The 14,015-nt window shown below is 40.6% G+C and carries 12 protein-coding genes and 1 pseudogene; 9 read left to right on the top strand and 4 right to left on the bottom strand.

The genetic code is table 11. The features are described 5' to 3' along the window. Nucleotides 1–46 precede the first annotated feature (46 nt). From COP04_RS18140 to COP04_RS18125, 4 genes and pseudogenes are all read left to right on the top strand, one after another. Nucleotides 47–2,240: pseudogene (locus tag COP04_RS18140) on the top strand (alpha-galactosidase). A 100-nt stretch (nt 2,241–2,340) separates the two neighbouring features. Further along, complete coding sequence (locus COP04_RS18135) at nt 2,341–3,978, top strand: glycoside hydrolase family 13 protein (protein WP_100489311.1); 1,638 nt, start codon at nt 2,341–2,343, stop codon at nt 3,976–3,978. Between the two features lie 516 nt (nt 3,979–4,494). Then, nucleotides 4,495–6,132 carry a methionine--tRNA ligase gene (gene metG / locus COP04_RS18130; RefSeq protein WP_100489310.1) on the top strand — a complete coding sequence of 546 codons (1,638 nt, stop codon included), beginning with the start codon at nt 4,495–4,497 and terminating at the stop codon, nt 6,130–6,132. Between the two features lie 211 nt (nt 6,133–6,343). Next, nucleotides 6,344–7,105, top strand: coding sequence for a class I SAM-dependent methyltransferase (locus COP04_RS18125; RefSeq protein WP_100489309.1), 762 nt, complete (start codon nt 6,344–6,346; stop codon nt 7,103–7,105). 112 nt (nt 7,106–7,217) lie between these two features. Here COP04_RS18125 and COP04_RS18120 read toward each other — a convergent pair whose 3' ends face one another. The 4 genes from COP04_RS18120 to COP04_RS18100 all read right to left on the bottom strand — a co-directional run bounded on the left by COP04_RS18120 (nt 7,218) and on the right by COP04_RS18100 (nt 10,135). Further along, entirely contained in the window at nt 7,218–7,736 is a 519-nt protein-coding gene (locus COP04_RS18120) for a P-loop NTPase family protein (protein WP_100489308.1), read from the bottom strand. 237 nt (nt 7,737–7,973) lie between these two features. Further along, nucleotides 7,974–8,426 carry a hypothetical protein gene (locus COP04_RS18115; RefSeq protein ID WP_100489307.1) on the bottom strand — a complete coding sequence of 151 codons (453 nt, stop codon included), beginning with the start codon at nt 8,424–8,426 and terminating at the stop codon, nt 7,974–7,976. 514 nt (nt 8,427–8,940) lie between these two features. Then, nucleotides 8,941–9,435 (bottom strand): cysteine hydrolase family protein, encoded by a 495-nt coding sequence (locus COP04_RS18105; protein WP_100489305.1) that lies wholly within the window; start codon nt 9,433–9,435, stop codon nt 8,941–8,943. A 151-nt stretch (nt 9,436–9,586) separates the two neighbouring features. Next, a complete protein-coding gene (locus COP04_RS18100; protein ID WP_100489304.1) occupies nt 9,587–10,135 on the bottom strand; it encodes a cysteine hydrolase family protein in 549 nt (182 codons plus the stop codon). Nucleotides 10,136–10,249: 114 nt separating this feature from the next. Between COP04_RS18100 and COP04_RS18095 the strand changes: the two genes are divergently transcribed. The 5 genes from COP04_RS18095 (at nt 10,250) to COP04_RS18075 (ending at nt 13,929) form a co-directional block, all read left to right on the top strand. After that, a complete protein-coding gene (locus COP04_RS18095) occupies nt 10,250–10,642 on the top strand; it encodes an Lrp/AsnC family transcriptional regulator (RefSeq protein WP_162297125.1) in 393 nt (130 codons plus the stop codon). 50 nt (nt 10,643–10,692) lie between these two features. Then, nucleotides 10,693–11,175, top strand: coding sequence for a DUF2628 domain-containing protein (locus tag COP04_RS18090; RefSeq protein ID WP_100489302.1), 483 nt, complete (start codon nt 10,693–10,695; stop codon nt 11,173–11,175). A 150-nt stretch (nt 11,176–11,325) separates the two neighbouring features. Continuing rightward, nucleotides 11,326–12,330: an NADPH:quinone oxidoreductase family protein gene (locus COP04_RS18085; RefSeq protein ID WP_100489301.1), complete on the top strand. Its 1,005-nt coding sequence runs from the start codon at nt 11,326–11,328 to the stop codon at nt 12,328–12,330. A gap of 260 nt (nt 12,331–12,590) precedes the next feature. Further along, nucleotides 12,591–13,694: a response regulator aspartate phosphatase gene (locus COP04_RS18080; RefSeq protein WP_162297133.1), complete on the top strand. Its 1,104-nt coding sequence runs from the start codon at nt 12,591–12,593 to the stop codon at nt 13,692–13,694. Beyond that, nucleotides 13,684–13,929: a hypothetical protein gene (locus COP04_RS18075; protein ID WP_100489299.1), complete on the top strand. Its 246-nt coding sequence runs from the start codon at nt 13,684–13,686 to the stop codon at nt 13,927–13,929. The genes COP04_RS18080 and COP04_RS18075 overlap by 11 nt, the downstream gene beginning before the upstream one ends. Nucleotides 13,930–14,015 lie beyond the last annotated feature (86 nt).

Below are 14,015 nucleotides of genomic sequence, written 5' to 3'. Positions count from 1 at the left end.
TGTGGAAAAAGTTGGTGGAGAAAGATGTCCATTAAAAGAATCATATATGGAGGTATATCGTTTGATTGACTGTGATACACAACGTCATATTTTTCATTTGCAAACGGGAAATACAAGCTATGTCATACAGATTGTAAACGGATATTTACTGCATCTTTATTGGGGAAAAAAATTCAGACCTATCGGGAAAGCCGCCCAATAATATATGCTCCAAGATCTTTTGCACCCTATGCAGATACAGAAAAAAAAGAATTTACTCTGAGCACATTGCCAATGGAATATCCGGCTTATGGAAATGGCGATTATCGCATCCTGCTTATCAAGTGCAGCAGGAAAATGGGGCGACAGTAACAGATCTGCGTTATACCGGACACCGTGTCTATGAAGGAAAGAAAAAATTGTCCGGACTTCCGGCGACTTATGTTGAGGATGATCAGGAAGCACAATCACTAGATCTCGTCCTACAGGATCAGGTGACGGGACTTTCCGTGGTTCTCACTTATTCCTCTTTTCGTGATTTTGACGTGATCACAAGATCAGTTCGAATCGAAAATAAAGGACAGACGCCACTTCGTTTGTTGCGTGTGTTGAGCGCCAGTGTCGATTTTCCAGATGATCGTTTTGATAGCCTGACGTTCTATGGGACGCATAATGATGAACGGAAAATAAATCGGCATCCGCTCTTTGAGGAAACACAGGTTATTACAAGTTCACGTGGTGCCAGCAGTCCACAGCATGATCCATTTTTCGCATTAATGCGCAAACATGCAGATGAGGAATATGGCGAGGTGTTTGGATTCAGCCTGGTTTACAGTGGTAACTTTTCCGCACAAATTGAAGTAGATCAATACCGGACAGTACGCGCGTCAATCGGCATTAATCCGTTCGATTTTGCATGGCAGCTGAATCCTGGAGAATCATTTCAGGCGCCTGAAGTGGTTATGGTTCATTCCTGTCAGGGACTCAGCGGCATGTCACAAACTTACCATCGACTGTATCGCTCACGGCTCGCGCGCGGAACATACCGTGATCGGTTACGCCCGATTTTGATTAATAATTGGGAAGCGACCTATTTCAAACTCAATGAGCAAAAATTGCTGGACATTGCCAAAGAAGCAAGCCAGGTTGGTATTGAATTATTCGTCCTCGATGATGGTTGGTTCGGTCATCGTGATAACGAGAGCAGCTCGCTTGGCGATTGGGTCGTCGACCGGCACAAACTACCCCATGGGCTTAGCTGGTTATCCCAGCAGATTCATCAGATGGGGCTTCAGTTTGGTTTATGGTTTGAGCCGGAAATGGTTTCTCCTGACAGCGACCTATACCGTACACATCCTGACTGGTGCCTTCATGTATCAAATCGCCCACGATCGCTAAGCCGTGATCAGCTCGTCCTTGATTTATCACGAGCGGATGTCCGTGATTACCTATATCATGCAATAAAAGCTGTTCTCTCAAATGCGGAAATTAATTATTTAAAATGGGATATGAATCGGCATATGACAGAAATCGGTTCAGCTATTTTGCCCGCAGAACGACAACGGGAGACAGCACATCGCTACATGCTTGGACTATACGAACTGATCGACGAACTCACAAATGCTTTTCCTGATATTCTTTTTGAGAGTTGTTCCAGCGGTGGTGGACGCTTCGATCCGGGGATGCTCTATTACATGCCTCAGACTTGGACAAGTGACAATACGGACGCGATCTGCAGGATGAAGATTCAATACGGAACGAGCGTCGTTTATCCTGCCATCGCGATGGGTGCCCATGTTTCAGCTTCGCCAAATCATCAAGTTGAACGCTTGACCTCGCTGGATATGCGTGGGCATGTTGCGATGTCAGGCAACTTTGGTTATGAACTGGATCTCACGAAAATGGCCGCTGAAGACAAAGAGGAAGTTGCTAAACAAGTAGCCTTTTATAAAAAAATTCGTCCTTTAATTCAATTTGGGGACTTTTACAGAATCGAAAATCCGTTTAAAGAGAAGTTTGCGGCTTGGTGTTTTGTCGCTCCCGATCAGTCGGAAGCAATTGGTTTTTTCTTTAAAGTGCTCGCCGATCCATCACATGTGCTCCACTCGTTTACGTTCCGTGGTCTCGATTCAGATGCTTTATATGAGAATCTTGCCAATGGAGATGTATTTGGCGGTGACGAGCTCATGAACACCGGCATAATCGTTCCTGATGAAAAAGGAGATTTTCGAAGCTACATTTGGCAATTTAGAAGAAGGTAGCTGTTTTCATAAAACCAGTTGGATCAATGATCCAGTCGGATTTATCAATGAATTACCAAGAACAAATTCAAGGGATGAATGGATGTAAAGGAGCTTAGTCATGAAGAACGATTGGTGGAAGAAGAGTGTTGTCTATCAAATCTATCCCAAAAGTTTCTTAGATGGCAATCATGATGGCATCGGCGATCTTAACGGGATCATTCAGAAATTAGATTATATAAAATTGCTTGGCGCAGATGTAATCTGGCTGTGTCCGGTTTATGAATCTCCGCAAGTAGACAATGGTTATGATATCAGCGACTATTACCAAATTTCTAAGCTGTACGGTTCCATGGACGACATGGATACCATTATAAGAGAAAGTAAGGCAAGGGGCATTAAAATTATGATTGATTTGGTAGTCAATCATACTTCCGATCAGCATCCATGGTTCGTCGAATCCAGAAAATCGAAAGACAATCCGCATCGGGATTACTATATTTGGAGAGATCAGCCCAACGATTTAACATCGAATTTCGGCGGATCTGCCTGGGCCTATGACGAAAAGACAAAGCAATATTACTTGCATTTCTACAGTGAACAACAGCCGGATCTGAATTGGGAGAATCCGGACATGCGCCGGGATATCTATAGTATGATGAATTTTTGGATTGAAAAGGGTATCGGCGGTTTCAGAATGGATGTCATCGACCTGATTGGGAAGAACCCGGATAAAAAAATTAAAGAAAATGGACCAAAGCTTCATCATTATCTCAGAGAAATGAATGAGCATACTTTTGGCCCAGCGGACTTGGTCACTGTAGGTGAAACATGGGGAGCAACGCCGGAGATCGGCCACCTCTATACGGATGCAGGACGTAAAGAGATAAATATGGTGTTTCAATTTGAACATATGAATTTGGATAAACAGCCGGGCAAGCACAGATGGGATTTAAAAAAATTAGTCTTGATCGATTTGAAAGATGTACTGAGCAAATGGCAGAACTCTTTTTCTGAAGATGGTTGGAACAGCTTATTCTGGAATAATCATGACTTGCCGCGCATTGTGTCACGATGGGGCAATAGTCGCGAATATCGTGAATTGTCGGCAAAGATGCTTGCGACCTTATTGCATGGCATGAAGGGAACACCTTTTATTTACCAGGGTGAGGAAATTGGAATGACCAATGCGGACTTTGAGTCGATTGATGATTATCCGGACATCGAAACGCAGAATATGTATAAGGAACGGATCGCATCCGGATTTTCTGAAGAGGAAATCATGCAATCGATTCATATGAAGGCTAGGGATAATGCAAGAACCCCGATGCAATGGAATGCCAGCGAAAATGCCGGCTTTTCAACAGTCCAGCCCTGGATGAAAGTCAATCTAAATTATCGCAAGGTCAATGTCGAGCAAAGCCTTGCCGACCCTGACTCAGTTTTTTTTCATTATCAAAAGCTGATTGCACTGAGGAAGAAAAATGATATTTTGATCAAAGGCAGATACGAATTGGTGGACCATGACAACACTCAAGTCTACGCGTATAAACGTATCATGGATGATCAGATACTCCTCATTGTTTGCAACTTTTATGAAAAGCCGGCGGACTTTCGTTATTCAGCAGGAATAAAGAAAGAAGACATCAGCATCTTGATCAGTAATTATCCGGACTCGTCAAGAGATTTGGATCATTTATTGTTACGCCCATATGAAGCAGTGATTTATGAATTTAGCGGACGGTTAAAAAATAACTAAAATTTGAGGGACGAAAACCTTGCTCAGCCCTGCTAAGAATACAGGGTATGAAACCGGCGTTGCATTCCAATCACGTGGTGACTATAATTGAATACAAATTAAGATCTTGGCAATGACGAGAAGAAGTAGGCAGTATGACTTTCCACAGAGAGCTTCAATTTGGTGAGAGAAGCAAAGTCCATACGCTGAAAGATGGCCTCTGAGCGGTCAAATTGAACCATGTATTAATGAGCATGGCTAGAGATGACGGAGTGGTTTCCGTTAGCAAAACCCGAGTATTAGGTATTCAAATGCCTGTACTTTCAAGGTCGGCAGTGTGAATTGCCGGTAAAATCAGGTGGTACCACGTGGATAACATCCCCGTCCTTTTGCAAATTGCAGAAGGACGGGGATTTTTTAATTATGTTACACTTGCTGCTGCTTTCGCCCCTGATGCTCGCTTGCTGCGGGCGATCCGCGGAGCAGCAAAATCAACATTGAGTTTTAACAGAGCCTTTAATTAAGGAGGAATGAGAAATGGCTGTATTAATCGCAGGAGCTTGGCCGTATGCCAATGGTGAACTTCATCTGGGGCATTTGTCCAGCTTACTTCCGGGAGATTGTCTTGCTCGCTACTATCGTTTGAAAGGAGAAAAAGTACTGTACGTATCTGGCAGCGACTGTAATGGCACACCTATTACGATTCGGGCGAGGCAGGAGGGTGTTTCGCCGAAAGTGATTGCTGATCGATACCATCAATCCTTTGCGGCGTGTTTTGAAAAACTGGGTTTCACGTATGATTGCTATACACGAACGGATACACCGCTTCACCACAGGATTGTGCAGCAGATTTTCAAACAGCTGTATGATCATCACTATATTTACCTCAAGGAAACGAAACAAATGTACTGTACACACTGTCAGCAGTTCCTGCCTGACCGCTATGTAGAAGGAGTCTGTCCGCACTGCGGTGCTCACGCCCGTGGAGATCAGTGCGAGGCTTGCTCAACAATTCTTGATCCGACTGATTTACTGCAGCCAACATGTAAGATATGCGGCCATACACCCGAACTTCGCAATGTCAGTCATTTGTATTTTGCCTTAAGTCAGTTTGAACCGCAGCTCAGACAACTATTGGCAAAGGCAGAGGAGAAAGGAGACTGGCGGGAGAATGCCATTCAGCTGACCCGGCGTTACTTGGATGAAGGTTTGCAGGATCGCGCGGTGACTCGTGACCTGCCGGTCGGGGTGCCCGTCCCGGTCAAGGGGTTTGAGGACAAGAAAGTCTATGTTTGGATTGAAGCGGTATCCGGCTATTATTCGGCGAGTGAGTGCTGGGCACAGGAAACGGGTCATGATATCTCTGAGTTTTGGGATGAAAGGACCATTTCTTATTATGTTCAGGGAAAGGACAATATTCCATTCCATACGATTATCTGGCCCGCAATCTTATTGTGCCTTGGGAAAAAGGCACTGCCAACACACCTTGTGTCCAATGAATATGTTACCCTTGAAAAAAAGAAGCTCTCAACAAGCCGTAACTGGGCTGTTTGGATTCCCGATATCCTTTCCCGCTACGATGCCGACAGTATCCGCTATTTCATGCTGATCAATGCGCCAGAGTCGCATGATGCAGATTTTTCATGGCGTGCGTTTATAGAGAGCCATAATGGAGAGCTTCTGGGTGCCTATGGAAACTTGGTCAATCGAACACTGAAATTCATTGAGAAATTAGACGACTTTAAGATTAGAAAGAGCAGTGTCGATCCGGAGATGAGACAATCTGTAGAAGAGATTTATGCGCAAACAGGCCGTCTGATTGAACAAACACAAATTAAAGAAGCACTGAATGATCTGTTCTCGTTTATAAGAAGGCTAAATAAATATTTCGATGAAAAACAGCCATGGAATATGGTTCACATCAATAAAGTGAGCGCTTATCAGACGCTGAATACCTGTCTTTTCAGTCTTGCCAATCTTGCTCAACTACTTTCCCCCTTTCTTCCGTTTTCCAGTGAGAAGCTTGGTCGATACCTTCATCTGAATCCATTTGTGTGGAAAATGATCGATTGCCCGGAACAAATACCTGAAAAGGCGGAACCTCTGTTTGCCCCAATTGATCATTCTAAAATTGACGAGGAAATTGATCGTCTGAACAGACAATCAAAAAAATAACTTTTCCAATCGTAGAGATATACAGGATGAATAATATGTTACTATGATCATGAAATGGGAGGTTGTCAAATGAGATTAAAACTAGGTAGCTACTCGGTGCAGTTAATTTAATCTGCTTACAGACTGAATCGAGTAATGTAGAAAAGAATAAAAACGTGTGAGCAGTTAACTGCACCGTTCCGTGTGATCAATACGAAGCGGAGGCGTAGTTATGGATAAACATACTTTAAAAAGATTGTGGCAACAGGAAGAACAAGCTGATTTTCATGGATGGGATTTTTCGCATCTTAGAGGAAGATGGAAAAGTGAGAATTTGCCATGGAACTATCGAGAAATAGTATTAGCCCATTTAAATCCCAATGATCAGTTGCTTGATATCGGAACGGGTGGCGGGGAGTTCTTGCTTTCTTTGCATCATCCGTATCAAAAAACGTCAGTTACAGAGGCATGGCCCCCTAATGTGCAGTTAATTGAAAAACATCTGGAACCATTAGGTATACACATTTATAAGAGTGATCATGAAGCGGATATTCCATGTCAGGATCATGCATTTGATGTCATTATCAACCAACATGCTGGAATAAATGTTCGTGACATTAAAAGGACACTGAAGCCTAACGGTTTGTTTATTACGAAACAGGTTGGTGCGGATAACAACTATGATTTATCCAAATTATTAATTCCAGAGTATCACCGTCCCTATCCGCATAATACTTTAAAGCAAGTTGCTGGAGATTTTGAAAAAGCGGGTTTTGAAATGGAGCAACACTATGAAAGTTTCCCTTATTTGCGCTTTTATGATGTGGGGGCTCTAGTCTACTATGCTAAGATCATTTCATGGGAATTTCCTGGATTTTCTGTGGAACGCTGTTTTGACACACTCTATTCTCTGCACAAACAAATAGAGCAGCAAGGATATGTGCAAACCAATGAGCATCGCTTCCTCATTGTTGCACGAAATCATAAAAATTGAAACTGGAGGGGTATTTGTCTATAGATAGATACCTCTCTTTATTTATTCTGTTAGCTCAGTAAAATTCGTTTTTACTGCGTAAGACATGGCAGAAGGTTGTCCCAAAACCTCTTTAGTTAAAGAATTTATGGATATCAATGTCATCTCTTAAAGTTATCGTCTTGTCTTTATATCGTTGACTTAACATATTTTTCAGTTCTGGTTTGGTTTGACTTTCAAAAGTTGCATTCCATTTAAACATATCCTTAAATAGTTTAAAAGTTGGTTTATAGTTTGCTTTTTCAAATCCAAATTTTTGACGGATAAATCGCTTTATGATTCTAAATTTCCTTTTCGAATAAACTGTATCTAAAAATATAATCAAGTCAGCATGATCAAAACTTGGGAATATCCAGTTATGAAAATGAACCCCTTCTATAATCCAAGTATCAGAACGAATGATTGCACTCAAAAGTTTGTCTCTTTCCTCGTCCGTTCTCCGTATATCTCCAGATACATTTCTCGTCCAAATCACATTATCTAATTCATAAAACGGAATATTAAACTGATGTGAAAGATTTCGCGCTAACGTTGTTTTCCCGCTTCCAACGGAGCCGATAATATGTATTTTATTAGGAATAATCTTTTTCATAAAACCATCCCCTGAGCAACAAAGTTATTGCTCATGTAATCATTCCATTATTCACCCTCAGATTTACTGAAGGATCTTCTGCTCCTCTACTCTTTAATAAAGAAAATCATAATGATGCGTAATGACCAGCTGATGGAACGAAATGATTGGCAGGACGTTCACCATTATCGGCCGATTTGGGTCACTTATCAGCCAGCCTGCCGTACTTTTTTGTATGCTGTTGATTTGCACAGCCCTTTAATCCTGGTTGATCACACCATATCTGTTTTGCTTTCCCATCCATGAACTGACATCACGCCACTTTAGAGCCTTTGATGAAATCCAGCTGGCAGAACGATAAGCAGCATCTTCAGGCTTCCAATCAGTGTCATCAACCCAATAAAAAAGGCCCTCATGTTTTATGACTGTTGCTTCAGAAATGATGCAATCATAATTGATCGGAGCGGGAATGATATGGCATTGAATGACGCCTTCAAAAAGCATTTCAATCGCGGAAGGATGATGAAACTGTCTTTGGAAAAGGATTCTGACATTCGTATCAAGATCTGTGGACATACTCATCGATAAATGCTCGTCAACATAGCTTTCGTTCCACATATATAACTCTTTTAAACAGCTATCGTGGAATCCATCAAACGTGTCTAGCAGATTTTTAATACCCGTATGATCTTTAACTTCTCTCCAGTTCACAAGAGTCACCTGGCTTTCATCATTTGGTTTTTCGGCTTCGATAAGGAGAAAACAATCAGTTATGGATAATCTGAAGCTTGAATTAGTCAGGACGGGTTTTCATAAAGTCAATCGAACTGGGCTCAAAATAATCGTAAAGTAAAAAAGATGGCATCTTTTTGAATTTTACCATTTGCGCCGCAGCGCTTGGTGTAATAGATTGTGGAATAGTTCCCGACGAGCACTTTGGAAACTTTGTCCGTCAGTATATCGACGTGATCTTTTTTCGGGCGGGATTATCTTTCTGCCGTCGCTGCTGCTCACCGGTATGATATTTCCGGTCTCGGGCGGCCTTGTTTTTCCGGCGACCTATGCGCTGCAAACTTTTGACGGTTTAGCTTAAGCTCACCAGATGAAGACCAATCTGAATGCGGCGGATCGCTGGTAATCATTACCGTTATTGAGCTGGTGCTGGCCGTTGCCACGCTACTCTGGAAGACAGTCTTTGTTTTCACTTGCTTCCAAATGATTTAAATCATAAAAAAGTTAAAAATCGATTATTCCATATATTCTCATGGTGTGCAATGATTGTTTTTGCTCCCAGGAGATCATTGTTAACGGTGGTAGTTAAGCCCTTTTTCATAAATAAATGATAACCCAGTCCATGAGCCATTCTAATAGTCGTGTCAATACAATATTCAGTTTGTGCACCACAAATTTCAAGCTTATTAATATTTAATTTTGTGAGTATATCATTCAAATTGGTCTTGTAAAATGAATTTGCATGCGTTTTGTTGACATAGATATCAGTATCCTTACAATCCAGTTTCGGGAAAAGCTGCCATTCTGGAGAATTGAGAATTAAGTCACTGTCGTTATGTTGAACAAAAATGACCGGTTTGTTTTCTTCTCTAAATAAACGAATTCTTTGATTAACCCCGTCAATTACATTAGCCAAGTTATAAAGCGGGGCAGTTTCAGATTGAACGCCTATCTGCAAGTCAATAACGATTAATGCTGTCTTTTCCATGCTTATTATCTCCCATCGTAGATTACTAATTAGTACTATAAAATGCCATAATATCATAAAGCCTATTGTAATAAAAATCCCAGTGATAGAGTAATTACAGCCATGCTTTAGAGTCAATGACCGTATTTGATGATATAAATATGAAATCTATTTACGATAAATAGGCTGCTGTCGATTCAACCTTTGAGAAACTTGATAATGCAGAAAGAAAGGCATTTTGAACGTTTATGGCAGAGTTTGTGATTTTATCAAATGAGAGATCTCGTGTTGCACACGCATCAGAAATCACTTTAATATTGTAGCCTAGTTCGCTAGCCTGCCTCGTTGTCGAGTCAACGCACATATGCGTCATCATACCACATATGACAAGTCGATCAATTTTCTGTTCCTGCAATTTATCTTGAAGATCAGTTTGCAAAAAACTGTTTGGATAGGTTTTTTCAATCGTATAGGCATTATGAGACAATAAAAAAGGTTTAAGTGATGAATGCAGGTGAACACCACGCGTATCAGGAAGAAAGAAAGCAGCTTCTTTAGATTTGCTGATATGCTGAATGAAATATACGGGACGGTCTTCTTTCGTATACTTTTTTAACAGTACAAGAATATTCGCCAGTGCTTTTTCCGGTTGATAAAGGGGGAAAGCCCCTCCCTCAAAATAATCATTTTGTACATCAATGACGATTAATGCTTCTCTCATGGTGAGCCTCCTTTATAATTGATATTAGTAGGATAACGATTAATCGATTGAAAAAGAAGACGTTTATGAAAAAGATTCTGATGAATCATTTTCACTATGAAAGGATGGATCGATTTGGATGAAATAGATAGTAAAATAGTTAATAAATTAAAGGAAAATAGTCGTGTGACCTGGAAGAACCTTGGGAGAGAAATACATATGACAGGTCAGGCTATTGGAGCACGTGTTGAGCGACTCATTGAAGAAAAATACATCAGGAAATTCACTGTGGATGTAGCATACAGACATACTGAGTTTATTACTGTGTATATGGATACACAGGAGTACAGGGCTTTTGAAAATAAGATGGTTTCGAAGCCAAATGTTGAATCGGTACACAAGATTTCTGGAGATGGGTGTTATCTCCTGATTGCGCATTTTTCACCCGACGAAATGAATGACTTTTTTACGGAATTACTGGCTTATGGACGATATAAGGTCAATATTTCTTTGAATCAATTAAAGTAGAAGACGACTGAGATTGATAATACAGGAATGTATCTGGGGGGATTAGAGCGGTGAATATAATTAAGTTCGAGGATTTTGCTGACGATTTAAAGGAAGAAATCCTAACATATGTTGGGCGCAACAGGGATGTTTATGAAAAGCGCTGGATCAGTATGAGTAGACGGAACAGTATAGCATCTTGGCATTGGCCAGCTTGTTTTGTAAATATTTTTTGGGGTGCTTATAGACGTATGTATATTTGGGTATACGTTTATTTCGCAATGACAACAGTAGTTAATCTTATACCCACTGACTTTGTGGTTACATCTATTATTAACGCTGTTGATCTTGGAGTTGACTTAGCGTTTACAATTTGTGCGAATTACATTTATTTAAATAGGGCAGTGAAAAAGGTAGCTGAGTTGCGCAAATCAATACCTGATAGAGATGAAAGGCTTGGGTACTTAAGAAGAAATGAGGGGTATAGCTTAGGATCTTTCTGGATCTTTTTTGCAGTTTTTTGGGCTGTGGTGATTATTTCTGTGTTTATTTAAAATGGTGATTTAATGTTATAAGTTTGTGGGATCGGCGTTTTTTATATGCAGGAATCATGCCCGCTACATTGCTAAAACAGCTAACTTAGGCAGTGGTTCAATGAAAAACGGAAAAAAATGATGGTTGCTATCTGGCAAGGGGGACTTAGGATGATAAAACAATTTCATGCGCTCGTGGTAAATAAGCAAGGAGAACAATTTTCTATAAACGTTCAAAAGCTGACTGTGAACGACTTGCCGGAGGGGGAGGTACTTATACGTGTTTGCTACTCCGGAGTGAACTATAAAGACAGCCTTGCTGCCATTCCTGACGGTCATATTGTGACATCTTATCCTTTTGTGCCGGGCATTGATTTAGCAGGAATTGTTCTATCATCAGAGGATTCCCGTTTTAGAGAAGGTGACAAGGTTATTGCAACCAGCTACGGGATAGGCGTTTCCCACTTTGGCGGTTACAGTGAGCTTGCACGTATTCCGGCGGATTGGATTGTGCCGCTTCCAGAAGGTCTTTCACTCAGAGAAGCAATGATTATCGGTACAGCCGGTTTTACGGCCGCTTTGTCCGTTCAGCGCCTTGAAGAAAATCACGTAACACCCGGAAAAGGCAAAGTGCTTGTCACAGGAGCAACCGGAGGCGTTGGAAGCTTTGCTGTTTCAATTCTTTCGGCTGGTGGCTATCATGTTGAGGCAAGTACAGGGAAAGAGGCCGAATATGACTTCCTGAAAAATATCGGCGCACAAACAGTGATTAATCGTGGTGAAATTTATGATGGTACATTAAAAGCATTAAAAAAGCAAAAATGGGCTGCCGCCGTTGATCCGGTTGGCGGTGAACCGCTTGCCGCACTGCTTAGTCAAATTCAATATGGCGGTTCAGTCGCAGTGAGTGGATTGACAGCCGGCACTAAACTACCGACAACAGTATTTCCGTTCATTTTGCGGGGGATAAGCTTATTAGGCATCGATTCTGTTTACTGTCCCATGGAAACAAGACGGAGAATCTGGCACCGTCTGGCTGGAGAATTTAAACCATTACATTTGGAAAACTTCGTCCAAAACGAGGTAACGCTTGAACAGCTTCCGGATATTCTTCCTATTTTGCTTAAGGGCGAGGCGCGGGGAAGAACGATTGTGAAACTGGGAGAAGAAAAGTAACAATAGGATTAATTGATGAAGTGATGAAGTATTGATTGATAATATAGCTAGCTTCATAGGATTGTGAGGAGAAATTGATTTAAACAATTAGAATCCATCAACATCGATCTAACTTAATCGAAGATAAAAATAGTAGTGCCCATATTAGTTGTCTTGTTTGCACATTTTTTCAGAATAAATTAAGAAGGATGACAAAATCCGACAAACATTTTAAAAATTTTGCTGTATTATGAAAATGTGCTGAGAGGGGAGCGACAAATATTAAGATTTCATCAATCGATGTTGCTGAAAAACTGAATGAATGGTACAAGGTTATTCAAAATTATGATCTGGAGAAATCTCACTCACTTCAGAATGAGATTAAGAACTTGCTACAGCATATGGAAGAGGACCAAAACGTTTTATTGTATTATTCACTGCTTGATTTCCGTGCACGGTTAAACGATCAGAACGTTGAACGTCATGAAAATATCACCGATGCGCTTCAAAAGCTGGAAAACAGGAAAGATCATTTAACCGGGATTCTGAGCTACTATTATTCATTCTTTAAGGGCATGTATGAATTTAAAAACCATAATTATTCATCAGCCATTTCTTATTACAAAGTAGCCGAGGAAAAAGTTAATCAGTTAAATGACGAAATAGAAAAAGCTACATGTTTTTATAAATTATCGCAGGTTTATTATAGGATGCAATACACTGGCCTGTCGATTGCGTATGCTAAAATGGCATTGAAAATTTATAACAAACATCCTGATTATTCAAGACAAGTATTTTTTTCTGAGCTTATCGTGGCAGGAAACCTTTTGGATCAATATCAATTTGATGAAGCTATAAGTACTTTTGTGAAAGCAAGCAAGCTATCCATAATTGCCAAGGATAGACGGCTTGATGCAATTGTCAGTCTCAACATCGGCATCGGTTACAACCTGCAATCACTTTATCAAGAGGCTGAACCTTATATAAAAAAAGCGTATTCGTTGTTTCAGGCGCTCAATGATCGCTATGTTTCAAAAACCTTGTTTAATCTGATGGAGTCTTACGTCAAAAGAGGTTTGCGAGACAAAGCAGAATCAGCTTATAAGGAGGGGATAAAACAAGCTTCTCAATGGAATGACACAGAGTTTATTGCCAAATTAAATCTTATAAGAGAATTGTTGCCTGGTTTTGGAGACAAATTAGTAATTGATCATGAATTTTCGACTTTAAAAGAATTAAATTTGTATCCTGACATTGAAGATTATTCTGTTGATTTTGCACGTCACTTTCAAAAAGTGGGAGATACTGAAAGGGCTGTTAAGTATTATGAACTAAACCTATCCATACGAAAAATGATGAAAGAGGGGAAAAAGTATGAAACTTAAATCGACTTTATTCATTGCTGTTGTGTTTAGTTATCTGTTTTTCTTTACCCCAAGTTCTTTAACTTTAAATCAAGTGGCGGATAGGATTATTGACGGAGACAGCATTACGTCTTCTAATTTTGTAAAAGTGGCGGATAGGATTATTGATGGAGACAGCGTTACGTCTTCTGATTCTGCAAAATTTGCAGATCGAATCATTGGCGGGGATGCTGTTCATCCAACGTTGAGCGTATAATCGATTCTGGATATAGTTGATGAAGCCGGTTTAGGTCAAGATTGTGGGTGCGGGACTCAATCAGAAAAATAGAAAAAGGGGCACCG

The sequence above is a fragment of the Sporolactobacillus pectinivorans genome (genome assembly GCF_002802965.1).
In the GTDB taxonomy this organism is placed as follows: Bacteria; Bacillota; Bacilli; order Bacillales; family Sporolactobacillaceae; genus Sporolactobacillus; species Sporolactobacillus pectinivorans.
This window is presented reverse-complemented; position numbering and strand designations above follow the sequence as displayed.